We start from the raw sequence: 25818 nt of genomic DNA on the forward strand, positions 1-25818 counted from the left end.
ACGGATCGTGATGAGGGAAAGCGCTCTGCTGGGTGGCAAAACAGTGCCTTTTGCTCTATGCGAGCGCCACAAACGCGTCAATCTGTATTGGTGGGTTACTGATTCGGGTCACAGGGGAAAAGCGGTATGGCAGATACAGGCAATGAGGGGAAAATGCGCCGCAAGGACGGTGTCTGGGACCCGTTGAAGGCAAGTTCCGTCGACAAGCTTCGCGCCCGGCAGATCCCCAAGACGCCGCAATCGGAATCTCCCGCCTACCGGCTTGCCTATGTGGATGAGGATTTCCTCTGCCGCCAGGAATTGCGCCCCGTCCGGCTTCAGCTGGAGCTGTTGAAGCCAGAAATGCTGCTGACGGAAATGGGCATCAAATCCACCGTGGTTCTGTTTGGCGGGGCGCGCATTCCAGAACCCGGCACGGAGCCCTGGGCGGCCAAAAACGAGGTGCAGCGGGAAAATCTCAAGCAAGCCTCTGTTTTTTATGAGGAAGCACGCAAATTCGCCGGTCTTTGCGCAAAACATTCCGCAACGCTCGATCACCATGAATTCGTGGTGGTCACCGGCGGCGGTCCGGGCGTGATGGAGGCGGGAAACAGAGGTGCTGCCGAAGCGGGTGCTCCCACGATTGGCCTCAATATTCTGCTGCCGCATGAACAGGCGCCGAACGAGTATGTGACGCCGGAGCTCAGCTTCAATTTCCACTATTTCGCCATTCGCAAGATGCATTTCCTCATGCGCGCGCGGGCAATTGCCGTTTTCCCAGGCGGTTTCGGCACGCTGGATGAATTGTTCGAGGCTCTGACGCTGATCCAGACGCGGCGCATGGAGCGCATTCCGCTGATCCTGTTTGCCAAGGAATTCTGGCACCGCATCATCGATTTCCAGTCCCTGGCGGATTTCGGCACGATTGCGCCGGAGGATATGGAGCTGATCAGTTTCGTTGAGACGGCGGAGCAGGCCTGGAAGGTGATCGCCGACTTCTACAAGATCGACGGCGTTTGAGCTGACATGAAAAAGCCTGCCCCGCAGTGACGGGACAGGCTCCATTCTTTTGCCCTCAGGCGGTGGTTACAGGGGGCGATCCGGCATGTCGTCGATGGAGATCACTCCATCCTTGGTGCGATCCAGCCTGCCAAACAGCTTGTTTGCCGCTGCGGACGCCTCTTCCTTGCTGATTTGCCCATTCTCGTCCGTATCCGCAAAGCGGAAGATGCCAGCATTCATCATGCCGTAGCGCATTCCCGCATAATGCCAGTTACGGCCTTCACCGCGTTCGCCCCGGTCACGGGCCTCATGTCTGGGGCCTGATCCATCCTTTCCGTCAGGGCCGGGTTTTGCATCCGGACCGGGTGGCGGTGCATCCGGTGCCTGTGCCATCTCGTCCTGATCGTCATCGGCGGCCTCTGCACGGTCTGCCTTGCGCTTCTCGCGCCATTCTTCCATCCGCGCTTCGTGAAATTTGCGAAGCTCGCCCGGCGTCAGAATGCCATCCTTGTTTGCATCAGCCGCATCGAACAGCTTGGTCTCATAGTCCCTGAACTCTTCCTTGCTGATCTTGGCGTCCTTGTTGGTGTCGGCGTCCTTCAGCAGGCGCACGAACATGATTTCACGCATGATCCCGGCATGAGGGGCGTGTCCGCCAGGACCGCGACCGGGAGCGCCCGGTGCAGCAAAGCTTGCCGGGGCCATGGCGCCTGCAAGGAATGTGGCGCCCAGTGCTGCGAGCGCGAGTTTCTTGACCGTCATGGGAGTGCTTCCTTTCCTTTGTCCTTGTCAGACAAAGGTAGGCGTCAGGCACATGCATGACCACTTAAAACCCGGTAAGGCTGGGTGAAACTTTGGTAATAAACCGCCCGGCAGTTTATCAGGAGGCCTGCAAGGCGCGCAGGAAGCTTGCCAGATCGTCTGTCAGATAATCCACATTCGGATCGGCTTCGTCGGCCTGTTCCCACTGTTCAATGACAATATCGCCCAGATTGCGGGGCACCAGCAGAACGGTTTTCATGCCAATCGCGCGTGGAACTTCCAGATTGCGTGGAAGATCCTCGAACATGGCTGCGTTGCGGGCATCGATCCGCTTCAACTGGGTGAACTTGTCATAGGTTTCGCCTGCGGGCTTCGGCACATAATCCGCCGCCACAATGTCGAAAATATCGTCGAAGTGATCGAGGATTCCCAAGGCCCGCGCTGCCGCCTGCGCATGGGAAACCGTGCCGTTGGTAAAGATGAACTTGCGTCCCGGCAAAGCCTTGATGGCTTCCCCGAGGTCCGGGTCCGGCAACAGTATGGAGTAATCGATGGCGTGCGCGCGTTCCAGAAAGGCGTTTGGATCGATCTGATGATGCATCATCAGGCCGCGCAGCGTCGTTCCATGCTCATGGTAATAGCGCTTTTGCACCTTGCGCGCTTCTTCCGGCTCGAGTTGCAGCAGTTCCGCCACGAAGGCCGTCATGTTGCGATCGATCTGCGAGAACAGATTGATGTGATGCGGATAGAGCGTGTTGTCGAGATCGAACACCCAGTCACGGATATGGGCGAATTCGGCGGGTTCTGGTGCATTGTTGAGCTTTAGCATGAGAGCTTTATGCCCTTTCAGGGCTGAAATGAAAAGGGAGAACCGTTCCGGCTCCCCAGTGCCTTTGCGTGGGGTAAACGTCGTGATAGGGGCCTGTCATGGAACTCTGGATCCCCATCACCATCGCCGCCGCATTCCTGCAAAATCTGCGGTCTGCGCTGCAGCGTCATCTGCGCTCCAGCCTTGGAACGCGGGGCGCCAGTTTCGTGCGCTTTGGCTATGGCTTTCCCATCGCGCTCCTCTACGTGCTGATTCTTCATTTCGCGGTCGGCTATTCCCTGCCAGCCCTCAACACTGGCTTCGTTTTCTGGGCGGTTGTCGGTGGTTTGGCGCAGATCTATGCGACCATTATGCTGGTCTATCTGTTCTCTCTGCGCAATTTCACTGTTGGCACAGCCTATTCGAAGACCGAGCCCATGCAGGCAGCCGTCTTCGGCTGGATCATTCTGGGCGAAACGCTGAAGCTGGGTGCGGTTCTTGCCATCATCATTGGCGTCATCGGCGTCATGCTGATCTCCGTTGCCCGCACAAAGCTGACAATCGGCAATCTCCTTGCGGCTCTCTTCAGCCGGACGGCGCTGATCGGCATGGCGTCCGGCGGCGTGTTCGGCATTTCCGCCGTTGCCTATCGCACAGCCTCATTATCGCTCGATGGCCCCAATCCGCTCATGCAGGCAGCCGTTACGCTGGTCTGCGTGACCGGTTTCCAGACACTCTATATGCTGATCTGGATGCTGTTGATCGACAGGGCCGAAATTGGCCGCGTCGCCCGCTCCTGGCGCTCGTCGTCACTGGTGGGGCTGGCAGGTGTTGTCGGTTCTGCGGGATGGTTTACCGCGATGACGCTGCAACAGGTGGCCTATGTGCGCGCACTGGGCCAGATAGAACTGGTCTTCACCTTCATGGCGTCGGTGCTGGTCTTCAAGGAGCGGGTGAATACACTCGAAGTCGCAGGATGCCTGCTGATCCTTGCAGGCATCCTGGGTATCGTCATGCTTTGACGATTGTTGCGCAGACGATCAGGGAACGATGAGTGTGCCTGCGCCTTCCGTGAAGATTTCCAGAAGGACGGAATGGGCAACCTTGCCATTCAGGATGACAACGCCCTGAACGCCCGCGCGAATGGCCTGGATGCAGGTTTCGACCTTGGGGATCATGCCGCCGGAGATCGTGCCATCCTTGATGAGAGCCTGTGCCTGTGCGACGGAAAGCTCCTTGATGAGGTTCTTGTCCTTGTCCAGAACTCCTGGAACATCGGTAAGGAACAGGAGACGGTCGGCACGCAGAGCACCGGCAATTGCCCCGGCAAAGGTGTCTGCATTGATGTTGTAGGTCGCGCCGTCGCGGCCCGGAGCCACGGGGGCGATGACAGGAATCATTTCCGATTTTGCCAGAAGATCGAGAAGCGTACGGTCTACTTCGACGATTTCGCCGACAAAACCCAGATCCAGCACGCGTTCGATGTTGGAATCCGGATCGACAAAGGTTTTCTTTGCCTTCTCGGCAAAGACCATGTTGCCGTCCTTGCCGCAAAGTCCGATTGCCCACTCGCCGGTCTGGTTGATGAGGGCGACGATTTCCTTGTTGATGGAGCCAGCGAGAACCATTTCGACGATCTCGACCGTCTTCTGGTCCGTCACGCGAAGCCCGCCTTCAAACTTGGATTCGATGCCCATCTTGGAAAGCATGGCGCCGATCTGCGGTCCGCCGCCGTGCACGACGATCGGGTTGATGCCGGATTGCTTCAAGAGGGCGATGTCTTCCGCGAAAGCCTTGCCGAGAGCCGTATCGCCCATGGCGTGCCCGCCATATTTCACGACGATCGTCTTGTTCTCGTATTTTTGCATATAAGGCAGCGCCTGCGCCAACAGACGGGCCTGCATCTCGCTTTCGGACGTGGACATGGAGATACCTCTGGAAACTTGCGTGCGGCCTTTTAACCCATGTTTTTGACAGAGGGAACAATCCGCGCCGAACAAATCGGCGTAGGCAGGGTTAACTTTCATCAGCAAGGCTGGATCGGTTCAATGAGACACGACGCATGAGCGGTGATTCGGAACTTCCCGAGCTGCTGGCCCGCATTGCGCTTCAGGATCGTGCAGCCTTTCGAGCGCTTTATGCGAAGGTGTCGCCGAAACTTTTCGGCATCTGCCTGCGTCTTTTGAAGGACAGGCATGATGCGGAAGATGCTTTGCAGGAGGTTTTCGTGAAGCTCTGGTATCGGGCGGATCGATTTTCCGGTTCCACCCCCAGTGCATGGCCGTGGTTGACGGCCGTGGCTCGCAACCATTGTCTGGATGTTTTGCGGCGCAGGCAGCCAGCGGCGGAGAGTGTGGAGGAGGGGGCCGAATGGGATCTTGATACGGGACCCGACCCGGAGACGGAAACCGCGATGAAAGGTGAGGGCAGGCGCATTGACAGGTGCATGCAAGAATTGGATTCTAACCGGGCCGGTGCCGTGCGCGCCGCCTATGTGGATGGCTTGAGCTATCAGGAATTGGCGGAACTTTATGGTGTTCCATTAAACACCATGCGCACATGGCTGAGGCGCAGCCTGCTTAAACTCAGAGAGTGCATGACCAGATGAGCAATCCTGACCAGAGCGAAGGAGATCGCGCCCGGGACGAGGTTCTCGCCGGTGAATATGTTCTGGGCGTTCTTTCCAGTGAGAAGAGGCTGCAGGTTGAGCAGCGCCTGAGACGGGACAGAGCCTTCGCCGCGATTGTTGCCAGGTGGGAGGATAATCTCGCGCCGATGGATGAGGCCTATGTGGCCCAGACGCCATCGGCCACGGTATTTCCTGCGATTGAATATCGCCTGTTCGGTGCCGCGGAACAGCCTGTCCGGGCCGCCATTTGGACGCGCCTCTGGTCCTCCGCTCCGCTTTGGCGCAGTCTTGCTTTCGGCTCTTTCGCCATGCTTGCCGGGGTGCTGATTTTTGGCCTTCGCCCGCCTGTGTCGCCTGCCAAGCCGGAGCGGCTCCTGCATGCCCATCTGGAAGGTCATGGCGATACAGTGCTCAGCCTTGCGGCAGATTTCAATCCGGCCGATGGGCGCATCCGCCTGACGCCTGTTGCAAGCGGCCAGCCGCAGCCGAAATCGCTGGAGCTTTGGATGATCCGCGGCAATGATCCCGCCATTTCGCTGGGCGTGCTGCCGCAGGATGGTGAGGGCGAGGTTGTGATACCCGATGCCATGCGCGGCGAATTGACCAGTGGCGTGACACTGGCGGTCAGCCTGGAGCCGGAGGGCGGTTCACCGAATGCCTCTCCCACAGGGCCGGTCATCGCCTCTGGCCAGGTTCGCATGCCCTGACGCTCTTGTTCGCCTGCCTGCGTGAAAAAAAAAGGCGCGGAGGTGAAACTTTTCTGAAAATGCACTCGTCCTTGTGTTCGATCCCGATGGTGCGGATCACCGAGCGGGCTTGCCCGCCGGCGTTTGAACGAAGGAAGAGGAAATATCCATGTTCAAGGTCGTAACCCATACCGTTCTGGCGACTGCCATTCTTGCCGGCTCTACACTCGTTTCGCAGGCAGCGAATCCGAAAGTGGGCGGTGCGGCGATGTATGAGACGAAGAACATTGTCGAGAACGCCGCAAATTCCAAGGATCATACCACGCTGGTCGCGGCCGTGAAGGCGGCCGGCCTCGTTGAAACACTGCAGGGGAAGGGGCCGTTCACCGTCTTCGCTCCCACCAATGCCGCTTTCGAAAAGCTGCCAAAAGGAACGGTGGAAACTCTTCTCAAGCCGGAAAACAAGGCAAAGCTCACCAAGATACTCACCTGCCATGTCGTCGCCGCTGACGCCATGTCCGGCGCAATCGCAAAGATGATCAAGGACGATGGCGGCGAGCACGATGTGAAGACTGTCGGCGGCTGCGTGCTCAAGGCGAAGATGAGCGGCAAGTCCATCTCGCTGACGGATGAGACGGGCGATGTTGCGAAGGTCACCATTGCGGATGTGAAGCAGTCCAATGGCGTGATCCATGTGATCGATCGCGTCATGCTGCCGAAGATGTAAGCCTCTTCAGACGGAAAAAGCCGGAAGTTTTGGCGAGCGGTTCAGGCCGCTCGCCTTTCGATTATTGCTCTTTGCCAACCGTCTTGGCGATTTCCGCCCGCAATTCGTCCAGCCCGCTGGATTTCTCGGAAGAGGTCGCAATCACGTGCGGATAGGCAGCCGGCCGCTTGCGGATTTTCTCCAGGGTCTCCTCGATCAGCCGCGTGACGGCTGGCGGCTTGATCTTGTCGGTCTTGGTCAGCACGATCTGGTAGGAAACCGCCGCCTTGTCGAGGAGGGACAGAACCTCATCGTCATTTTTCTTCAAGCCGTGGCGGCTGTCGATCAGCACATAGACACGCTTCAAGGTGGCGCGCCCGCGCAGATAGTCGAACACCAGTCTCGTCCAGGCATCGACCTGTTCCTTCGGGGCCTGTGCGTAGCCGTATCCCGGCATGTCGACAAGCGCCATCGGCGGAAGGTCGCTTCCTTCGCCGGAATAGCCATCCGGCACGAAATAGTTGAGTTCCTGCGTCCGACCCGGGGTGTTGGAGGTTCTCGCCAGTCCTTTTTGTCCCACCAGGGCGTTGATCAGCGAGGATTTGCCGACATTCGAGCGCCCGGCAAACGCCACTTCCAGCGGTCCTTCCGGCGGCAGGAATTTCATCGAAGGCACGCCGCGGATGAAGATCCAGGGGCGGCCGAAGAGAGGCAGGTCTTCTTTTGAGATCGTGTCAGTCATTCGTCGCCCTTTACGCTGGTCCCCATACGGAAAGCCCCGGTGTTTTGCCGGGGCTTTCGATCATCACTTGGTCTCGGCCGGCTTTCGTCGGAAGACATTCTTCAAGTTGTCGAACAGCTCGATCTTTGCACCGTGGCGCTTCATGATCACAGCCTGCTGCATGATGGAGAGCGTGTTGTTCCAGGCCCAGTAGATCACCAGACCAGCCGGGAAGGAGGCCAGCATGAAGGTGAAGACCAGCGGCATCCAGGTGAAGATCATCGCCTGTGTCGGATCCGGCGGAGTCGGGTTCATGCGCATTTGCAGGAACATGGTGATGCCCATGATGATTGGCCAGATGCCGATCATCAGCGCATGCGGCACGTCATAGGGCAGCAATCCGAAGAGGTTGAACAGCGAGGTCGGGTCGGGCGCTGACAGATCCTGGATCCAGCCGAAGAAGGGCGCATGGCGCATTTCAATGGTGACATAGATCACCTTGTACAGCGAGAAGAAGATCGGGATCTGCAGGATCACAGGCCAGCAGCCCGCGATCGGGTTGATCTTCTCTTCCTTGTAGAGCTGCATCATGGCCTGCTGCATGGCCATGCGGTCATCGCCATGCTTGGCTTTCAGCTCTTCCATCTTTGGCTGCACGCGCTTCATGGCCGCCATCGAAGCATATTGCTTGCTGGCCAGCGGGAAGAAGATCGCCTTCACCACGATGGTGGTGCAGAGGATGGCGACACCGAAATTGCCGAAGTAGCGGAAGAAGAAATCCATCAGCTTAAACATCGGCTTGGTGATGAAGTAGAACCATCCCCAGTCGATCAGAAGGTCAAACTTTGGAATGGAGAGGCTGGCCTCGTATCCATCCACCAGCGGCACTTCCTTGGCGCCTGCAAAAACAAGGTTCTTCACTTCGGTCGACTGCGCAGGCGCAACCGTGAAGCTGTCCGTCTTGAAGTCAGCCTGATAGCGTGACTGGCCGTCGGTGAAGTGGGTGAAGCGGGATTCGTAAGGCAGGCTCTGTGCCGGAATAAGCGTTGCCGCCCAATACTTGTCCGTGATGCCAAGCCAGCCGCCGGTTGCCTTCGGATTGTTCGTCGCTTCCTTTTCAACGCTGCTGTAGCTGTGCTCGCTCAAGCCCGCTTCAGCGCCGATGACACCGAGGAAGCCCTCGTGAATGACATAGACGGAGGGATGGTCCGGCTTGTTGTAACGCGTGACGCGGCCATAGGAGGAAAGGCTGATCGGCGCGCCGGAACCGTTCTCGATCTTGTCGGTGACGGTCAGCATGTAATGCTCGTCGACGGTGATCGTGCGGTTGAAGACGACGCCTTTTTCGTTGGTGAAGGTCAGCGTCACCGGTGTCTGAACGGTCAGCTTTGCGCCTTCCGGAGCGGTCCAGACGGTGGATGGCCCCGGAACGCTGCCGGTTTCTGCGGTGCCGATATAGCCCAGTTCCGTGAAGTAGCCGTCGCGCGTATCGGCTGGCGAGAAGAGCGTGATGGTCGGGCTCTTCGGATCGACAGTCTCATGATAGTCGCGAAGATGCAGATCGTCGAAACGCGCGCCCGTGAGATTGATGGTGCCGGAAAGAGCCGGCGTGTCGATTGTGATGCGCGGCGTCCTGGTCAACGCTTCTTCGCGCGTTGCCTGTGCCTGCGCCTGTACATTGCCTGGAAGCGCTCCATTCGGCTGCACAGGGCTCTGCGCGCCGGGGCTTTCCGGCTGGATCACCTGGCTCTGGCCCTGCTGCGCCAGACGGGCTTCCTCGGCACGGCGTTGCGCTTCGATCCTCGGGTTCATGTAGAGGAACTGCCAGGCAAGAACGATCACCACTGAAAGAGCGATCGCGATGAAGTAATTACGGTTCTTTTCCATCATGCTTTCCTGGAACGGGTCCCCTCGGACCGCTTGTTTTTCGGCTTGCTTTCCAACCGCTCGGAAAGCGCCGATGTCATTTCGGCAAAGGATGCGGTCAGGATCTCGCGACGCGCGACGATGACGTAATCGTGACCGTTCTTCATCGCCGATCCGGCCTTTTGTCGCACTGCCTCGCGCAAACGCCGCTTCATCCGGTTGCGCTCCACGGCATTACCCTGCTTTTTGGTCACCGTGAAGCCGACGCGCGGCTCGCTGTCCGGTTGCCTGCGATCCAGAACCTCCAGAAGGAAGAGCGGACCACGGCGCTTCTCACCATCTCTCACGGCAAGAAACTGCGGCCGGTTTTTCAACCGCCCGACAGTTCGCTTTTGTGTGTCTTTCGACATCATCGCCCGGTCATTCTCTCGGGCAATCGGCAATTAAGCCGACAGACGCTTGCGGCCACGTGCGCGACGTGCAGCAAGAACCTTGCGGCCGCCATTGGTAGCCATGCGGGCGCGGAAGCCGTGACGACGCTTGCGAACAAGCTTGGACGGTTGGTAGGTACGCTTCATTTTTTTTAACACCGCGGTGTGCGGCCCTTCTTGAGTTTGCTCCTTTTGGAGCAAGAGCGTTGCTGAAATCGGTACGACACGGAAACGCGCTCGCGCGCGCCCAGAAAGCCGTACGTGGCGGGGCTTATAAGGGCATAGGCTCTTTAAAGTCAATTGCGCGGCGCACTCACGTTACCGATAGGAGGCTGTGACGCCTTGCTTGGCACGCAGGGGGTGAGATTTCTGACTGTTACTCGTCATGCTTTTTCTTCAGTGTTCCTTAATTGCTCGGTGCCAAGGTTGAGATGAATAACCGGGAGCGGGGGCTCAGTTGACCGGTTGGACGGATCTGAAGGAAGGGCATGATGAAAATTCGAGGCAAGATCAATTTTCTCGTCGGTATCCTGAGCCTAGTGGCTCTGGTTACCGGCGGACTATCGTTATTTTCCATATCAGCGTTCAACGATAGAATGGAAAAGGTCAACGCTGCAGCCGAGCGCGCCTATCGCGGCGAAAGCCTCAATCGTGCTGTCACCGCTGTGGTCATGGAAGCACGCGGTATTTACGCCTCCAAGGATTCAGCCGATGCGGAGAAGTTCGGGCAGGGCTTGATGAAGAGCCTTGATCAGATGGACACGGTACTGAACGCATGGCAACCGCTCGTTCCCGCCTCGCAGAAAGCGGCTTTCGATGCCATGATGGTGCGTGCAAAGGAATTCCGCAGCTTCCGCAGTGAAACCGTCCGTCTGGCAAAGGCAGAAGGCCCCGCTGCCGCCAACAAGCAGGGTAACAACGAGGCAAACCGCAATAACCGCAAGGCATTTCAGGGTGAAATCGATGCCATCGTCAACGCGGACCTTGCCGAACTCACCCAGGTCAAAAATGATATCGCGGATCTCGGCAACATGCTCGTCATGCTCGTCGGCGGCGTCACACTGGTTGGTGTCTCTGCGGGTGCGGGTGTCGGCATATATATTGGCAGCCGTTCGCTCAGCCGTCCAATCACAGGGCTGACGGAATCCATGAAGCAACTGGCGTCCGGCGATTATACGGCACAGATCCCATGCTTGGGCCGTGCAGATGAGATCGGCGACATGGCCGCTGCTGTCGAAGTGTTCAAGAGCAATGGCCTTGAAGTCAACCGTATGAATGCGGAGGAAAGCGCCAATCGCGCCAAGAGCGATGCCCTGCAGAACCGTATGGCAAGCGTAATGGCGGCAGCGGCGAATGGCGATTTCTCATCTCGCATCAACAAGGACTTCGGCGATCCTGCGCTGGACCGTTTTGCCCGCAACGTGGACCAGTTGCTGGAAGCTGTGGATACTGGCCTTAATCGCACGGGTGCCGTGCTGAAGCGTTTGGCCCAGGGTGATTTGACGGAGACGATGACGGGAGACTTCCGCGGCGCTTTCGCCGAACTTCAGCGCAACGTCAATGAGGCAATCCTCGGCCTGCGCAGGACGATGTCCGAGGTCCATGTGGCGACAAGCTCGATCTCCCAGAACTCGCAAGAGCTTCGTATTGCTGCTGACGATCTGTCGCGCCGCACGGAGCAGCAGGCTGCCGCGCTGGAGCAAACCTCTGCCGCGCTGGAAGAGATTACCGCCGTGGTGCAGACATCCACGGTGCGTGCGCAGGAAGCCAGCGAGATGGTCAGCGAGGCGAAGCAGAGCGCGGCTCAGTCCGCCACTGTTGTTCGCGATGCAATTGCTGCCATGGGCCGGATCGAACAGGCCTCGCACGAGATTTCCCAAATCATCAATGTGATCGACGAAATCGCCTTCCAGACCAACCTCCTTGCCCTGAATGCGGGCGTCGAGGCAGCGCGCGCCGGTGAGGCAGGCAAGGGCTTCGCGGTTGTTGCGCAGGAAGTGCGTGAGCTGGCCCAGCGGTCCGCCAATGCGGCGAAGGACATCAAGACGCTGATCACCAAGTCCGGGGAAGAGGTCGCCGGTGGCGTGAAACTGGTCCAGAAGACAGGTACGTCGCTGGGTGAGATCGAAACCCGCGTTCTGAGCATTAACGACCACATTCATTCCATTGCAACTGCGTCTCGCGAACAGGCGACAGGTCTGCAGGAGGTGAATACGGCCGTCAACCAGATGGATCAGGTGACGCAGAAGAATGCGGCAATGGTGGAGGAAACCTCCGCAGCAACTCATAAGCTCTCGCAGGAAACCTCGACGCTCTTCTCGCTTCTGTCTCACTTCCAGCTTGGCGAACGGCCGGTTGCCCAGCAGCCCGTTGCTCCGCCTGTGTCCCAGCCGGTCAAGGCTCAGCCGGCAGCAGCGTCTGCCTCTGCGCCCCAATTGGCCGGTGCAGGGTCTTCGCCAAAGTCATCTCCGGCGCGCAGAATGGTCGGTAACCTCGCGCGGGTTCTTTCCGGGTCCGGTTCGGCAGCGGCGGCCGTAGCGCCCAGTGGTGAGAACTGGGAAGAGTTCTGATCGGAACCTACCTTACCGAAAGGTAATTGAAACATGGCACCAGAGGGGTGGAAAAACCCCTCTGGTGCCATTACTATTTGGCCATGATGGTTTTCCGGTCCGAGAGGCAGCACGCGCTGCCCTGGGGCCTGAAATCCTTGTTGTGGTTTGTTGAGAGCGCTCTTGTCTGCCCGCGCCCGTTCTGCGGTGGTGCAGATGTCACCTGCGGTAGGAATGGAGACCCGCATGACCGATGAGGCGGACCTTTCCGCCCCTGCGGGAAAAGCCCCCGCACAAGAGGCCGATCAGAGGATCGAGCCGATGCCGCGCAGGCTGGGCGGCTTGTCGGGGCGTTTGTTGTGGCTGACTGTCGCCTTCATCATGCTGGCGGAAATCCTCATCTTCATCCCCTCGATCTCCGTCATGCGTGTGACGTGGCTGCGCGACCGGCTGGATACGGCTGCGGCTGCAGGCATCGTCATCGATGGCCTGCAATCTCCGGAACTTCCCCGCGAGGTGCAGAACGACACGCTGCTCGCCACCGGCACAAAGGTTCTAGCGCTGCGCAAGGATGGAACGTCACGCCTGCTGGCCGCCATTGATGTGCCGCCGCAGGTGGATGAAACCTACGATCTGGCACATGAAACCATGGTCCAGTCGCTGAGAAATGCTCTGGATACGCTTTTTCTGGGCGGGGGGCGGGTGATGCGCGTTTTCGGCCCCATCGGCGAAACCGACATGATCATCGAGCTTGTGATGACCGATGATGCCCTGCGAAAGGAGATGATCGGCTTTTCCAAGCTCATGTTTGCCATTTCGCTCCTGATCTCCGTCTTCACGGCCGTGCTGATTTATCTTTCGATCAACAAGATGATGATCAGCCCGATCCGGCGGTTGACCCATAGCATGCAGCTTTTTTCGGAAAGGCCCGAGGATCCGCAGCGCGTGTTCAAGCCCGGTCGTGCCAGGGGTGAGCTGGAGGTGGCAGGACGCCACCTGGCCGCCATGCAGACCGAGCTTCAAAGAACCTTGAAGCAGCAAAAAAATCTGGCAGACCTTGGGCTGGCTGTTTCCAAGATCAATCATGACATGCGCAATATCCTGGCCTCTGCCCAGCTGATGTCGGACCGGCTTGTGGATGTTGAAGATCCCATGGTGCGCAGTTTCGCGCCCAAGCTTCTGCGCACGATCGATCGTGCGGTGGGCTATACCAGCGAGGTTCTTTCCTATGGTCAGGCATCGGAAGCTGCCCCGCGTCGTCGGCGCCTCAAGCTTGCGGAGCTGTGCCAGGATGTGAAGGATATCCTGGCGCTTGAGCCAGAGGGCGGAATTGAATTTGTCGAGCAGATTGCGCCGGATCTGGAGGTGGATGCCGACAGCGAGCAATTGTTCCGCGTCATCCATAACCTCTGCCGCAATGCAGTGCAGGCACTCGGTCAGGCCGAGGCGGAAGAAGGACAGTCGCACCGCATTCTTCTCACCGCGCAAAGGGTCGGAACGGTGGTCAGCATCATCGTTGACGATAATGGGCCTGGAATGCCGCAAAAGGCGCGCGAGAATCTTTTTGCTGCCTTTCGTGGATCGGCGCGCTCCGGCGGCACCGGTCTGGGGCTGGCCATTGCGCGAGAGCTTGTGCTGGCGCACGGCGGCACGATTGCACTGGTGGAAAAGCCCGTGCGCGGCACGCAATTTCGCATCGAAATTCCAGATCGCCCGGTCGCTCTGGAGGAGTATCGAGCGAGGGCGTGAAAATTATGTAAAAAAATCAATGGTTTATGAACTTATTGCAGTAAAATGACAGGCATCTCACCAAAAGCGCTTGCAATCCTCGGCGCAAGGCTTTAGAGGATCGCCAACGCCGACGGACAGTCGGTGAGGCAAGCACCCGTAGCTCAGCTGGATAGAGCACCAGACTACGAATCTGGGGGTCAGGAGTTCGAATCTCTTCGGGTGCGCCACTCTTTTCGTCTCGGCAATATAATGCGTGTTGCAATCCAGATGGATTGCCGTTTGACGCCACTGTTTCACACCAAGTCCTTGCCAAAGCCGCGCAACACATTTGCGCGACATGAGTCTCGAATAGTATCGGTTTTTTACCAGCCGTAGCTGAAGGTCAGGCCGCTCTGGCCATATCCCCGTTGTTCCACATCTGTCTGGGTACCGCGACCGTATTGAAAAATGCCGTAGGCATTATCCTCCCCCGTCTGCCTCAGGGTTGCGCGATGATCCTGGCCTCTTTGCCGAATGAAGCCGATATTGCCCCGGCCACCCTGATAGAGGCCAGCGGCATTCCCTTCGCCATTCTGGCGGATCTCGCCATTCTTTAAGCCGCGATACATGGAATAGATCCGCATGCCCGTGGAAAGCAGGTCGGCGCCTTCTGCCGGAGGAGCAAGGTTGAAGGAAACGGAGCCGCCAGCCATGGCAGGCGTTGTCATCGCAGGCAGGGTGGTTCCGGCCAGTGCGGCGCAAATCATCGTCGTTTTCAAAAGCGTGTTCATGGCAATCTCCTCAGGCTTGTAGGAAGATGATGCCATCTGCCGGATGAACCGATGCGGAAGCAGGTGTTTAGCTGGCGTTCAGCCGCCGTCTGCCTCTTGTTTCGAGGGGCTGGTGAATGCAGGCAGGGCTGAAGAATATCTCCGCTCTTCCGTCCGGAAATGCGTAAAAACAAAGAGTGAGAGCGTCGTCGTATGTCTGCTAGATACGAGAATGCTTAAAGCCTCAGCCCCGCCTCAGTTTTTCCTTGCAAAACCGCTGTTCAGACTTGCCTGACCTGCTTTAACGCAAAACCGGCCCTCTCGGGCCGGCTCTGGTGCAGGATGAAATCAATTTCAGATTCTGGGAGCGACGGTTTCGAGGCATTTCACGCTTTTTCCGCCAGCCGTGATGTCCAGGCGGGCATCATAGGCCGAGCCGGAACCGAGCGAAACGCTGCCGAGAGAGGTCGGCTTGGCAGAACTGGCGCTGAAGGGGCCGCCCTGCTGGATCGTGCTTGTGCCGCCTTGCCCGCTACCGTCCACCTTCAGACGGTATGTGCCATCCACCTCCCTGTCTGACACGACAAAGGCTTGAAGCATTGTCATGCCGCCTGTGTTGGTGACCTTGAGCTCGCAGCGCAGCGGTCCTTTGGCCGAACCGGCGGCAAGAGCAAGACCTGTGGTGCTGCCTGCCGCTGCAATCAGCAATGTCAGGGCCACCGTGCTTTTCACATTCATATGCGTGAACATTGCCATACTCCGCGCTGGGATCGAGCGTTTTTGAAGGTCAGTCGCAGGATTGTACGAAGGCGGCCACATTGCCGCTGCCGCCCTGGGCGACATTCGCGCCACAGCCGCGACCGACCTGAACGCCAGCGGCGATATTGCCATTGCCGTCCTGGGTCAGGATGGTGGTGTGGTCAGAGCCGAACTGCGCAATGCCAGCGGCATTACGGTTGCCGGTCTGGTAGGTCGTTGCCCGGCTGCGATACCCTTCCTGTCCGGTTACGGAGAGATTGCCATAGCCGCGCTGATGACTGGCAGAGGTGTTGGCGTGGCCGTTCTGATAGACCCGCATCCGGTTCCAGTATCCGTTCTGCGCGCCGCCCGCTGAGTTTGACCAACCATACTGCTCAATGCGAACATCATTGGCCAAAGCAGGCACAGCGCCAGCAAGGCTGGCAATGGTAGCAAGAGCGAGGAAAGACTTGGCAATCATGGAAGCGTCTCCTTGTGCGGGCAATGCCGCCGTTGAACGCTTTCTTTTTAAGGTGGGCTCTTGGAACCTCTGCTGAAGGCCCTGTTTAACTGCCGTTCAGAACCCGGTCTCGCTGTCACCCGAAGCATGTCCGAGCCAAAAGTGCTTTAGCGGTTTTGCGTCCGGCTGCGCTAAAAGCAGTCGTCAGCCCGCCCGTGCCCTGAGCCGTGTCAGGCTGAGCACCTCGATATGGCGGTTTGCGGTGATTTGGATAATCCTGTCCGTCTTCAGCCGCGTGAAGTTGCGGGATACGGTCTCTATGGTGAGGCCCAGATAATCGGCAATATCGAGGCGCGAGACCGGCAGGTCGAAGACGCGTCTTTCCCCTTCGGCGTCCGGGTCCAGATGCGTGGCGATCAGAAGCAGCAGGCTGGCAACCTTTTCTGCCGCCGATTTGCGCCCCAGCGTCACCATCCAGTCGCGTGCTTCATCCAGTTCACGCAGAGACTGATCCATCAGCCGCTTGCGCAGTGTCGGGTTTCCTTCGATCAGCCGCTCGAGAATGGCGCGCGGCACCCGGCAAAGCTCGACACTGGAAGCGGATTCGGCCGTCAGCGGGCTTTCGCTTGCATAGAGCCTGCCGACGAGATCCGGGGCGAATTGCAGTCCCACGATCTGTTGGCGGCCGTCTTCCAGTGTTTTGGAAAGTTTCACCACACCCCGCATGATATTGTCGTAGGCCTGCACTTCAGTGCTTTCCCCGACCAGTTCCTCACCGGCAGGCTGGCTGAGCTGACGCGTATGCTTGGAAAGATAGCTGAGTTCGGTCGCGTTGAGCGCGCCGCACATGCCCTTATGGCGGACCTCGCAAGCCTTGCAGAGGTCCGGGAGTTCGCAATTGTGGATGTCGGAGCGCGTGATGTCCATGGCAGGACCGTTATAGCGGCTTTCCGCCAGTCTGCCCATTCCGCTTGATCTTGATCAAGGATGGCCCCTTTTTCCTTTCTATTGTGGCGTGGAAAGGAAACGCCATGCAATCAGATCTCCTGCGCCGTTATGCCGTCGCCGTCCCTCGCTATACCAGCTATCCGACGGCGCCTCACTTCCACGCCGGTATTGATCACAATGCCTATGCGAAATGGCTGGCGGCGGAGGATGGAGAGGATGCGCTGTCCCTCTATCTCCATATTCCTTTCTGTGACCGGCTCTGTTGGTATTGCGGTTGCCATACCAAGCAGACCAAACGCTATGAGCCGGTGGCAGGCTATGTCGAGGCCCTGCTTGCGGAAATGGCGCTGGTTGCCTCGCGCCTGCCCAGGCGGCGCCGGCTCGGTTACATCCATATGGGTGGCGGCTCTCCCACCATCCTTTCCATCGCCGATCTCGCCCGTCTTCGCACGGCGCTTGAGACTGCCTTCGATATCGAGGCCGATTGCGAGATCAGTGTCGAGATCGATCCCGGTTTCGTGGATGCGGAAAAGCTTGCCGCCTGGCGAGCCTTTGGCGTGAACCGTGCCAGCGTCGGCGTGCAGGATTTTCATGCCGACGTACAGGCGGCGATCAACCGCCCTCAATCTTTCGAGCAGACGGCAGAAGTCGTCTCGCAGCTTCGTGACCTGCAGGTGGGTGGCATCAATCTGGATGTCGTTTACGGCCTGCCGCATCAGACATTGGAAAGCCTGGCGCAAACGCTGCGCCTGGCCCTGTCCATGCAGCCGGATCGCTTTGCCATTTTCGGCTATGCGCATGTGCCATGGATGAAGAAGCACCAGACCCTGATCGATGAGGCAGCGCTTGCCGGGGTGGAAGAGCGCTTTGCCATGCAGCAGCTGATTGCGGATATGGTGACGGCGGAAGGCTATCTTGCGGTCGGTATCGATCACTTTGCGAGACCCGGCGACAGTCTGGCAAGGGCTCTGCAATCCGGACAGGTAAAGCGGAATTTCCAGGGCTATACCACGGATCGGGCGCCCAGCATGATTGGTCTTGGGGCCTCAGCCATTGGAAAGGTGCAGGCAGGCTATGTGCAGAACATCGTTGCCACCGGCGAATACATGCGTTCGGTGAGCGAAGGGCGGCTGCCCATCGCGAAAGGCTTTGCGCTCAGTGCCACGGATCGCGCCGTGGGCTCTGCCATCGAGCAGTTGATGTGCAGCTATTCCTTTTCCGCCCGGGAACTGCGGCAGGAGTTCGGATCGGCGGCGGATGTGCTGATGTCGGATGCCGCACGCATCGTGCAGCAGGATATCGACGGCTTCACCGCTTTCGACGGCGATCGCTTTGAAGTGCTCGAGCCGGGAAGACCTTTCGTGCGCACCATCGCCGCAAGTTTCGATCAGTATTTTGGCCGCAATGCAGCGCGCCATTCCGTTGCCGTATGAGGTCGCGGTCTCAGCAATCGCGCCGGCCCCAGGCGAAGAAGCCCGGATTGGCGAAATCGGCATCGTCGCTGCGGTTGATCTTGCCGTAGGTGAGGGGTGCCCCATCGGCGGTGAGGACTGAGCCGCCCGCCGCGCGCAACACGGCATCACCCGCCGCCGTGTCCCATTCCATCGTGCGGTTATAGCGCAGGTAAAGGTCTGCCAGTCCCTCCGCCAGCAGCCCGAATTTCAATGACGAGCCGATCTGGCGATATTCCGTCACACCGAGCGCCTTGAGGTAAGGCTGGCACTTCTCATCCAGATGGGAACGGCTGATCATGGCAACCGGCGGCTTTGCGACCGCGCGTGCGTGAATGGGGTGGCGTTCGGTCACCGCGCCGCTTGCGTCCACGGTCAGTTTCCACGCACCTTGCGGCCCGCCGAGATAGGCCGTGCCGAGGGCCGGTGCATACACGATGCCGGCAATGGGAACACCATTGTCGATCAGCGCAATGTTGACGGTAAACTCGCCGTTATGGCTGATGAATTCGCGCGTTCCATCCAGCGGGTCGATCAGAATGAAGCGACCGCCGGAAATGTCGGAGCGGATGCCCTGTGACATCTGTTCTTCGGCAATGATCGGAATATCGGGGAGTTTGTCCTTCAGAAGCGCGAGGATGCAGGCTTCCGCCGTAATATCCGCTTCCGTCACCGGGGATTCGTCGCTCTTGTGGGCAACGCCGCAACCACGCCGGTAGATCGTCAGGATGATCTGTCCTGCCTGAAGCGCGGCCTCTTCAAAAACAGCCAGCAATTGTTCCGCACCGTTCTGCATAGGGTTTAAATGCGGCACATGGCAGCGGAATGCAATCCGCAGTTTGCCAAGAATTTCTGTCATAGATGCCCGGGGAGGATTTGCAGGCGCAGGCGATGGCAATATGGTCCAATCCTCATTGATGCCGGATGTGGAAGGATTGGCAGACCATGCGTTGGAAGCGGACGATGCAGTTGCTGGATGTGCATGCCGAAGGAGAGATTGGCAAGGTTGCCATCGGAGGCGTGCCGAAAATTCCAGGTCACACAACTGCGGACAAGCTGGCCTGGCTGAATTCGGATCCGAAGGGCCAGGAACTTCGTCGCTTCCTTTGTCTTGAGCCGCGCGGAAATCCCATCGGCTCGGTCAATCTGCTGCTGCCGCCAAGCGATCCGCAGGCCGATGCCGCCTTCATCATCCTTCAGCCGGATCAGGCCCATGCCAGTTCCGGTTCCAATTCCATCTGCGTCACCACAGCCCTTCTGGAAGCGGGTATTGTCGAGATGCAGGAGCCGGAAACCATTGTCACGCTGGAAACCGCAGCCGGTCTGGTGCGGGCGAAAGCCACATGCCGGGACGGTCGCTGCGAGCGTGTGGAGCTGACTATGGTGCCATCCTTCGTGCATGAGCTGGATGTCGCGCTGGAAACCCGCTGGGGCCGCATCCTCATGGATATCGCCTATGGCGGCGTGTTCTACGCGCTTGTGGATGTGCGTCAGCTTGGCCTGACGATTGAGAAGAAGAACGCCGCAGCCCTCGTCGCGGCTGGCATGGAACTGAAGTCTGCGGTCAATCAGGCTTTTCCGGTGGTCCATCCGGAAATTCCGGCCGTGTCCGGTATTGCCTATGTCATGTTCCGCGATACCGATCCCGATGGCACCATTCGCACCTGCACCACCATGTGGCCGGGGCGTGCGGATCGCTCGCCGTGCGGAACGGGCAATTCCGCCAATCTGGCCACACTCCACGCGCGCGGAAAAGCGAAGGTCGGCGATGTGCTGACCTCGCGCTCGATCATCGGCTCGGAGTTCCGGGTGGGGTTGAAGGCGCTCGCCAAGGTCGGCAATCGCGATGCCGTGATTCCAACCATCAGCGGTCGCGGCTTCACCTTCGGCCAGCAGACCGTGGCGCTCGATCCGTTTGATCCACTGGCGAACGGCTTTGCGATGACGGATGTGTGGGGACCCTCAGCCGGGGATATTCCCGGCTGATTGATGGCCTGACCATCAGATTTCGAGGAGCGTGGAGGGGATGACGACATCGCCATCCTCAAGCACCAGCATATCCAGGCCATTGGCATTGGCAGCAACCTGAGGCTCGTCTTCCGGTGCGGTCTTCGGCAGAAGGCCAGCCTGCTGCATCTCCATCAGCTTCTGCGCGCCGAATGTGTCACCCTGAGAAGCCGCATCGGCATAAAGCTGCGCCGCCCGCTCCGGGTTTGCCTGGATGCCTTCCCCGGCTTCATACATCAGGCCCAGATTGATCATGGCATCGGTGCTGCCGCGTTTGGCCGCAACATCATACCAGGCAATTGCCATCTGGTTGTCTTCGGGCACCAGCTTTCCCTCGTCATAGATGGCGCCGAGGTTGAAGGCTGCCGTGTCATCGCCGTGCGCTGCGGCAAATTCGAACCAGTGGATCGCCTTGGCGGCATCCGGCCGGGTGCCGAGGCCGTCGCGATAGGCAACACCCAGATTATAGGCGGCAAGCACATTGCCTGCATCGGCGGCTTGGGAATACATCCTGAATTCGGATTCCTGATCGCCAAGACGGCCAAGCAACATTCCAAGGTTAACCTTAGCGGCGGAGTAATCGGCATTGACTGCCGTCTCATAGGCGCTCATGGCCTGATCAGCGTGCTCTGTCTTGTTCAGGGCGCGGCCAAGCTGGAAGGCAAAACGCGGATTTTGCGTTTCCTTGAAGGCAATCGAACAGGCCGCCACGGCTGCGCCGTCGATCTGTTCAATGCTGACGGGCGAGAAGGCCTGGTTGCGGTTCAAGTCGTAGGGGCTGCCTGCCATCCGGTCGCATTGTTCCTGCATGGCAGCCGAAACGATGCGGTCTGAAGACGGTTGGGCGCTCAAGCTTGCCGTCATGGCGCCGACAGCAAACACAGTTCCTGTACACACACTTGCAAATGTCTTGAGTCTGGAAGAACGCGTAGTCATTCTTCTCTCCGGCGGTTGGTTTTGTTTATGATCTTGTTGCCTATCCAACGCCGCGGGTGCGTAAACGGTTCCTTTACTTGTTGCCGATCACGGCTTGCTGATCGGGCTTGAAGAGACGAGAGCTGGCCATGCGCTTCAGCCAGACGCCCGGCAAAACAGGTTGTCGCCTTCCCCTTTCCGGTGCTATTGCGAAACCAACCCCATCATAATTCAGCGGAATAACGGCGATGAAGACGATCAGCATACGACGCCCGGATGATTGGCACCTGCATTTGCGCGATGGCGCCATGCTTTCCGGCGTGATCGGCGATACGTCGCGCCATTTTGCCCGTGCCATCATCATGCCCAATCTCGTGCCGCCGGTGGTTACGACAGCGGATGCCAGGGCCTATCAGCAGCGCATTCTCGATGCGATCCCTGCCGGGCATAGGTTCGAGCCGCTGATGACGCTCTATCTGACCGACCATACCGATCCGAACGATGTCGAGGAGGGCAAGAAGAGCGGGCTGATCAAGGCCGTCAAGCTTTATCCGGCCGGTGCCACCACCAATTCGCATGGCGGGGTGCGGGATCTGGACAAGGCCATGCCGGTGCTGGAGCGCATGGCGAAGGTGGGTCTCAATCTCTGCGTTCATGGCGAGGTCACCACGCCGGAGGTTGATATCTTCGACCGTGAAGCCGTTTTTATTGAAGAGAAGCTCGATCTCATCCGCCGCCGCATCCCCGAGCTGAAGATCACCATGGAACATGTGACGAGCAAGGTTGGCGTCGATTACATTCTGGCGAGCGATCAAAATCTGGCAGGTTCCATCACCACCCACCACCTCATCATCAACCGCAATGCCATCCTCGTCGGCGGAATCCGCCCCCATTACTACTGCCTGCCGATTGCCAAGCGGGAGAGGGATCGTCAGGCGCTGCGCAAGGCGGCAACCTCCGGCGACCGGCGTTTCTTCCTGGGAACCGATTCAGCGCCGCATGTCGATGGTATGAAGGAATGCGCCTGCGGTTGCGCTGGCATCTACACCTCTATCAACACCATGAGCTGCCTTGCTCACGTGTTCGAGGAGGAAAACGCCCTGGATCGTCTGGAAGGTTTCACCTCGCTGCACGGTCCGGCCTGGTATGGCCTGCCTGTAAACGACGAGATGATGGTGCTGGAAAAGCGCGATGAGCCTCTCGTCTATCCCGCCAAGGTCGAAACCGGTGCCGGTCCCGTCACCGTCTTCGATCCGCAGTTCCCGCTGCATTGGGCAGTGCGCGAAAGCGAATCATAGCTTGCGTTTCGTCGGACGGAATACTCTTTCAGGTGGAAATGGCATTTAGCGTCAGCGCATAAGCGTATGATAGCGTCGTTTCAGGTGAGCATGATGCTGGACTACAGGACTTTGCTGATTTCCCTTGGCGTTTCCACGCTGTGTCTGTTGCTGACAATTTTGGGCACGTGGATGGCGCGCCGGCAGGATGGCTTTCTGCTGACCTGTGTCGTGGGACTCGCTTTTCTCGTTCCCGGCATCTTCACCTACAGCTATTACACGGAAACTCCATCGCCTTGGATCGCGGTTGCTTGCTGCTCGCTGATGTTGATGGGCTTTGCCACCATCTATGCCGCCGCCCGCCAGTTCCGAACCGGTGCATCCTCCATTGGTGCCGGGCTGCAGGCCTCTCTTTGGGCGGCGGCACTGACGGCATTGCCCATCGCGCTGGGGCTGGATGGTTTGGGCTTTGTCAGCCTCAACCTCGCGGCCGCCTCAATGTTGTTCGCGACTGCCTTGGAATATTGGCGCGCGCGGGAAGAGGCGCGGGGACCTCTCACGGGAATGGCCGCACTCTATGCCATGACGGGTACGTCTTTTGTCCTGTGTGCGGCAGTTCTTGCACTCGGCCATCATTGGGTTCTGGGAAAAGCGCCGGATAATTGGGCCGAGGATCTGAACATCGCTGTCAGCATTGCGGGCATGACCGGCATCGGTGCCATGTCCTTGATGGTGCATCAGGCGCGACTGACGGAACATCATCGTCGCGAATCCCTCACCGATGCATTGACAGGTCTGTCCAACCGTCGCGCCCTTTTCGAGGCTTATGAGAAGCAGAGTTTCAGCGTTGAAACTGCGGTCATTGTGTTCGATATCGATCGCTTCAAGTTGATCAACGACCAGCATGGACACGCCGTCGGCGACGAGGTCATCCGTGCGTTTGCAGAGGAACTGAACAGGTGCGCGGGCCTGACGATGGCGGCACGGCTTGGTGGCGAAGAATTCGCAGCCGTTCTACGTAACGCCGCCCCTGGCTATGCTGAATGGCTGTCCGAACGCATTCGTCGCAATTTCGCAGACCGCGAAATTCATGTCGACGGCGAGGTCATTCGAGCGACTGTCAGTGCTGGTGTTGCCTATGGTCGTGAGGATTGTGCCGATTTCGATGGTATTCTACGCAAGGCCGATGCTGCGCTTTACCTGGCCAAGCGCAATGGCAGAAATCGGGTGGAGCTGGCGACAAGCGGCTCCTGTACAGCGGCCAGATCAACGGCCTGACAACGGCTTGATAAGGGCCAGGACCGGGGCAGTGGATAAGTCTCTCTGCGCCTCCTTTTGCTCGTGAAGCCGTGAGGCAATGCTGGCTTCCCTCTGCTCTTGCTGCTAAGGCGTCAGTTCGAAAACGCGGGTCGGTTTTCGAGCAATCCGGATAGAATTCGACAGCGTTTCCCAAGATCAGCCGCAGTGCGGCTCGGTGGCTTTCTCACGCTTGGTCACCTCGCGCTGCAAACATGGAGACCAGCATGATTCAGGTGACCTATCCCGAGCGCGCCGTGATGGCAGAACTCATGGCCAAGATGCTTTGGGAAATCGGCGCGGTGCATTTCCGGCCCGAGCAGCCCTACAAGCTGGCCTCCGGCATGGCGAGCCCGGTCTATATCGATTGCCGCAAGCTGCTGTCCTATCCGCGCATTCGCTCCACCATCATGGATTTTGCCGCATCGACCGTGACCCGGAATGCGGGTTTCGAAGCCTTCGATTGTGTGGCAGGCGGCGAGACTGCGGGCATTCCTTTTGCCGCACTTCTGGCGGAGCGGCTGGCGCTTCCCATGATCTATGTGCGCAAGCAGCCCAAGGGCCATGGCCGCAATGCCCAGATCGAGGGTCACATGCCGGAGGGCGCGCGCGTTCTGGTTATTGAGGACCTGACGACGGTTGGCGGCAGCATGTTCAAATTCATCGATGCCATCCGTGCCGCAGGCGGCGTGGTGGATCATGCCATCGCACTGTTCTACTATGGTTTCTTCCCGGAAGCGGAAGCCCGCTTCGAAAACGGCAAGGTCAAGTGCCATTACATCGCCACCTGGAGAGAGGTTCTGGCCGTCGCGAAGGCACAGAAGCTGTTCGATGACGCAACGCTTGCGGAGGTGGAAAGCTTCCTGGATCAGCCGCTGGCCTGGTCGGCGCGCAATGGCGGCGTCGCGGAACTGCCCACGACCTGATCGGAGCATGAGGTGCGGCGGGCTTTTGCTCGCCTTGCCATCAAATCTTCGAAATTGACTGGCTTTGTGCGAGCTATTAATTTAATCGATTGAATGCGGGTGGCCGCAGCGCTGCCGACAGATCCGAAAAAACAAGGCCGTTTTTCTGGAGCTGCAACAGGCTTGGCCAAATCTGGGAGATTGTTGATGATCCTGTGCTGTGGTGAAGCCCTGATCGACATGTTGCCGCGCGAAACGACCGCGGGCGAAAACGGCTTTGCGCCCTATGCAGGCGGCGCGATCTTCAACACCGCCATTGCGCTTGGGCGTCTCGGCCAGCCCACCGGTTTTTTCACCGGCCTTTCCGATGACATGATGGGCGATATCCTGCGCGATACGCTCAGACAGAGCCATGTCGATTATCGCTTCTGCGCAACATCCTCCCGGCCCACCACCATTGCCTTCGTCAAGCTGGTCAACGGGCAGGCCACGTATGCCTTCTACGACGAGGGAACGGCGGGGCGCATGTTGTCCCGCGAGGATCTGCCGGAGCTGGGGCCGGAGATCGAAGCCATGCATTTCGGTGCCATCAGCCTGATCCCCGAACCCTGCGGCGAAACCTATGAGACCCTGATGGCGCGGGAATACAAAACCCGGGTGATCTCCTTCGATCCGAATATTCGCCCGGGTTTCATCAAGGACCGCGAAAAGCATCATGGCCGTGTCGCCCGCATGGCCGCCATGTCGGATATCATCAAGTTTTCCGATGAGGATCTGGAATGGTTCGGCATGGAAGGCGATCACGATACGCTGGCCCGCTATTGGCTGGGGCAGGGTGCAAAGCTTGTCGTCATCACCCGCGGCGCGGAAGGTGCCGTCGGTTACACGCCCGGCTTCAAGGTGGCCGTTCCTGCTGAACGGGTAACTGTGGTCGATACGGTCGGCGCTGGCGATACGTTCGACGCCGGCATTCTCGCCTCATTGAAGCGGCAGAACCTTCTGACCAAGGAAAAGGTCGCCCATCTTTCCGAACAGGCCGTCAGGGACGCGCTTGCACTTGGCGCAAAGGCCGCTGCCGTCACCGTCTCCCGCGCCGGTGCCAACCCGCCCTACGCCCACGAAATCGGCCTCTGATCTAGGGCGTGTGGACATTCATTTTGAGTTGATGAGTGCGGCACATAGATTGATTATAGCGGCATAGG

The 25818-nt window shown here is 58.7% G+C and carries 27 protein-coding genes and 1 tRNA gene; 14 read left to right on the top strand and 14 right to left on the bottom strand.

Going from position 1 to position 25818, the window contains the following annotated elements:
• Positions 1-126 precede the first annotated feature (126 nt).
• Positions 127-999 carry an LOG family protein gene (locus ACFSE1_RS04860; RefSeq protein ID WP_377397161.1) on the top strand — a complete coding sequence of 291 codons (873 nt, stop codon included), beginning with the start codon at positions 127-129 and terminating at the stop codon, positions 997-999.
• A gap of 66 nt (positions 1000-1065) precedes the next feature.
• Here ACFSE1_RS04860 and ACFSE1_RS04865 read toward each other — a convergent pair whose 3' ends face one another.
• Together ACFSE1_RS04865 and ACFSE1_RS04870 are read right to left on the bottom strand one after the other, a co-directional pair.
• Complete coding sequence (locus tag ACFSE1_RS04865; protein ID WP_377397163.1) at positions 1066-1743, bottom strand: EF-hand domain-containing protein; 678 nt, start codon at positions 1741-1743, stop codon at positions 1066-1068.
• A 118-nt stretch (positions 1744-1861) separates the two neighbouring features.
• Positions 1862-2572 (bottom strand): pyrimidine 5'-nucleotidase, encoded by a 711-nt coding sequence (locus tag ACFSE1_RS04870; protein WP_377397165.1) that lies wholly within the window; start codon positions 2570-2572, stop codon positions 1862-1864.
• Positions 2573-2670: 98 nt separating this feature from the next.
• Between ACFSE1_RS04870 and ACFSE1_RS04875 the strand changes: the two genes are divergently transcribed.
• Positions 2671-3573 carry an EamA family transporter gene (locus ACFSE1_RS04875; protein ID WP_377397167.1) on the top strand — a complete coding sequence of 301 codons (903 nt, stop codon included), beginning with the start codon at positions 2671-2673 and terminating at the stop codon, positions 3571-3573.
• Between the two features lie 18 nt (positions 3574-3591).
• On the opposite strand, the gene argB is transcribed toward ACFSE1_RS04875, so the two are convergent.
• Positions 3592-4476, bottom strand: coding sequence for an acetylglutamate kinase (argB, locus tag ACFSE1_RS04880; protein ID WP_377397169.1), 885 nt, complete (start codon positions 4474-4476; stop codon positions 3592-3594).
• 137 nt (positions 4477-4613) lie between these two features.
• On the opposite strand from argB, the gene ACFSE1_RS04885 reads away from it, so the two are divergent.
• The 3 genes from ACFSE1_RS04885 (at position 4614) to ACFSE1_RS04895 (ending at position 6593) form a co-directional block, all read left to right on the top strand.
• Positions 4614-5159 (top strand): sigma-70 family RNA polymerase sigma factor, encoded by a 546-nt coding sequence (locus ACFSE1_RS04885; protein WP_377397171.1) that lies wholly within the window; start codon positions 4614-4616, stop codon positions 5157-5159.
• Positions 5156-5887, top strand: coding sequence for an anti-sigma factor (locus tag ACFSE1_RS04890; protein WP_377397173.1), 732 nt, complete (start codon positions 5156-5158; stop codon positions 5885-5887). Before ACFSE1_RS04885 ends, ACFSE1_RS04890 begins: the two co-directional genes overlap by 4 nt.
• Before the next feature lie 148 nt (positions 5888-6035).
• Positions 6036-6593 (top strand): fasciclin domain-containing protein, encoded by a 558-nt coding sequence (locus ACFSE1_RS04895; protein WP_377397175.1) that lies wholly within the window; start codon positions 6036-6038, stop codon positions 6591-6593.
• Between the two features lie 61 nt (positions 6594-6654).
• On the opposite strand, the gene yihA is transcribed toward ACFSE1_RS04895, so the two are convergent.
• From yihA to rpmH, 4 genes are all read right to left on the bottom strand, one after another.
• On the bottom strand, positions 6655-7314 hold the full coding sequence (gene yihA / locus ACFSE1_RS04900; protein WP_377397177.1) for a ribosome biogenesis GTP-binding protein YihA/YsxC: 660 nt from the start codon (positions 7312-7314) through the stop codon (positions 6655-6657).
• A gap of 63 nt (positions 7315-7377) precedes the next feature.
• Positions 7378-9180: a membrane protein insertase YidC gene (yidC, locus tag ACFSE1_RS04905; protein ID WP_377397179.1), complete on the bottom strand. Its 1803-nt coding sequence runs from the start codon at positions 9178-9180 to the stop codon at positions 7378-7380.
• On the bottom strand, positions 9180-9569 hold the full coding sequence (rnpA, locus tag ACFSE1_RS04910; RefSeq protein WP_377397254.1) for a ribonuclease P protein component: 390 nt from the start codon (positions 9567-9569) through the stop codon (positions 9180-9182). Before rnpA ends, yidC begins: the two co-directional genes overlap by 1 nt.
• A gap of 33 nt (positions 9570-9602) precedes the next feature.
• A complete protein-coding gene (gene rpmH, locus ACFSE1_RS04915; protein ID WP_078070738.1) occupies positions 9603-9737 on the bottom strand; it encodes a 50S ribosomal protein L34 in 135 nt (44 codons plus the stop codon).
• A gap of 344 nt (positions 9738-10081) precedes the next feature.
• Between rpmH and ACFSE1_RS04920 the strand changes: the two genes are divergently transcribed.
• The 3 genes from ACFSE1_RS04920 to ACFSE1_RS04930 all read left to right on the top strand — a co-directional run bounded on the left by ACFSE1_RS04920 (position 10082) and on the right by ACFSE1_RS04930 (position 14097).
• A complete protein-coding gene (locus tag ACFSE1_RS04920) occupies positions 10082-12160 on the top strand; it encodes a HAMP domain-containing methyl-accepting chemotaxis protein (protein WP_377397257.1) in 2079 nt (692 codons plus the stop codon).
• A gap of 225 nt (positions 12161-12385) precedes the next feature.
• Positions 12386-13888: an ATP-binding protein gene (locus ACFSE1_RS04925; RefSeq protein WP_377397182.1), complete on the top strand. Its 1503-nt coding sequence runs from the start codon at positions 12386-12388 to the stop codon at positions 13886-13888.
• A 132-nt stretch (positions 13889-14020) separates the two neighbouring features.
• Positions 14021-14097 (top strand) — tRNA-Arg (locus ACFSE1_RS04930).
• A 135-nt stretch (positions 14098-14232) separates the two neighbouring features.
• On the opposite strand, the gene ACFSE1_RS04935 is transcribed toward ACFSE1_RS04930, so the two are convergent.
• The 4 genes from ACFSE1_RS04935 to ACFSE1_RS04950 form a co-directional block, all read right to left on the bottom strand.
• On the bottom strand, positions 14233-14616 hold the full coding sequence (locus ACFSE1_RS04935; RefSeq protein ID WP_377397260.1) for a curlin: 384 nt from the start codon (positions 14614-14616) through the stop codon (positions 14233-14235).
• A 357-nt stretch (positions 14617-14973) separates the two neighbouring features.
• A complete protein-coding gene (gene csgH / locus ACFSE1_RS04940) occupies positions 14974-15369 on the bottom strand; it encodes a curli-like amyloid fiber formation chaperone CsgH (RefSeq protein WP_377397184.1) in 396 nt (131 codons plus the stop codon).
• 37 nt (positions 15370-15406) lie between these two features.
• Complete coding sequence (locus ACFSE1_RS04945) at positions 15407-15838, bottom strand: curlin (RefSeq protein WP_377397186.1); 432 nt, start codon at positions 15836-15838, stop codon at positions 15407-15409.
• A gap of 183 nt (positions 15839-16021) precedes the next feature.
• On the bottom strand, positions 16022-16783 hold the full coding sequence (locus ACFSE1_RS04950; RefSeq protein WP_377397188.1) for a Crp/Fnr family transcriptional regulator: 762 nt from the start codon (positions 16781-16783) through the stop codon (positions 16022-16024).
• Between the two features lie 65 nt (positions 16784-16848).
• Between ACFSE1_RS04950 and hemN the strand changes: the two genes are divergently transcribed.
• A complete protein-coding gene (gene hemN / locus ACFSE1_RS04955; protein ID WP_377397190.1) occupies positions 16849-18198 on the top strand; it encodes an oxygen-independent coproporphyrinogen III oxidase in 1350 nt (449 codons plus the stop codon).
• 10 nt (positions 18199-18208) lie between these two features.
• Here the strand turns inward: hemN and cysQ are convergent, their stop codons facing one another.
• Positions 18209-19075, bottom strand: coding sequence for a 3'(2'),5'-bisphosphate nucleotidase CysQ (gene cysQ / locus ACFSE1_RS04960; protein ID WP_377397192.1), 867 nt, complete (start codon positions 19073-19075; stop codon positions 18209-18211).
• A gap of 86 nt (positions 19076-19161) precedes the next feature.
• Here cysQ and ACFSE1_RS04965 point away from each other — a divergent pair, with 86 nt between their 5' ends.
• Entirely contained in the window at positions 19162-20202 is a 1041-nt protein-coding gene (locus ACFSE1_RS04965) for a proline racemase family protein (RefSeq protein ID WP_377397194.1), read from the top strand.
• 15 nt (positions 20203-20217) lie between these two features.
• On the opposite strand, the gene ACFSE1_RS04970 is transcribed toward ACFSE1_RS04965, so the two are convergent.
• Both ACFSE1_RS04970 and ACFSE1_RS04975 read right to left on the bottom strand, forming a co-directional pair.
• A complete protein-coding gene (locus ACFSE1_RS04970) occupies positions 20218-21159 on the bottom strand; it encodes a tetratricopeptide repeat protein (RefSeq protein WP_377397196.1) in 942 nt (313 codons plus the stop codon).
• Positions 21160-21232: 73 nt separating this feature from the next.
• The gene (locus ACFSE1_RS04975; protein WP_377397198.1) at positions 21233-21403 is read right to left on the bottom strand and encodes a hypothetical protein; all 171 of its coding nucleotides are present in this window, start codon (positions 21401-21403) and stop codon (positions 21233-21235) included.
• On the opposite strand from ACFSE1_RS04975, the gene pyrC reads away from it, so the two are divergent.
• The 4 genes from pyrC (at position 21387) to ACFSE1_RS04995 (ending at position 25750) form a co-directional block, all read left to right on the top strand.
• Positions 21387-22436 (top strand): dihydroorotase, encoded by a 1050-nt coding sequence (gene pyrC / locus ACFSE1_RS04980; protein WP_377397201.1) that lies wholly within the window; start codon positions 21387-21389, stop codon positions 22434-22436. The two genes, ACFSE1_RS04975 and pyrC, sit on opposite strands and share 17 nt — an antisense overlap.
• 90 nt (positions 22437-22526) lie before the next feature.
• The gene (locus ACFSE1_RS04985) at positions 22527-23693 is read left to right on the top strand and encodes a GGDEF domain-containing protein (protein ID WP_377397263.1); all 1167 of its coding nucleotides are present in this window, start codon (positions 22527-22529) and stop codon (positions 23691-23693) included.
• Between the two features lie 245 nt (positions 23694-23938).
• Positions 23939-24637, top strand: a complete 699-nt coding sequence (locus tag ACFSE1_RS04990; RefSeq protein ID WP_377397204.1) for an orotate phosphoribosyltransferase — start codon at positions 23939-23941, stop codon at positions 24635-24637.
• Between the two features lie 186 nt (positions 24638-24823).
• Positions 24824-25750: a carbohydrate kinase family protein gene (locus ACFSE1_RS04995; RefSeq protein ID WP_377397207.1), complete on the top strand. Its 927-nt coding sequence runs from the start codon at positions 24824-24826 to the stop codon at positions 25748-25750.
• Positions 25751-25818: the final 68 nt, after the last annotated feature.

This window comes from Affinirhizobium helianthi, from assembly GCF_042680945.1.
GTDB classification, from domain to species: Bacteria; Pseudomonadota; Alphaproteobacteria; order Rhizobiales; family Rhizobiaceae; genus Neorhizobium; species Neorhizobium helianthi.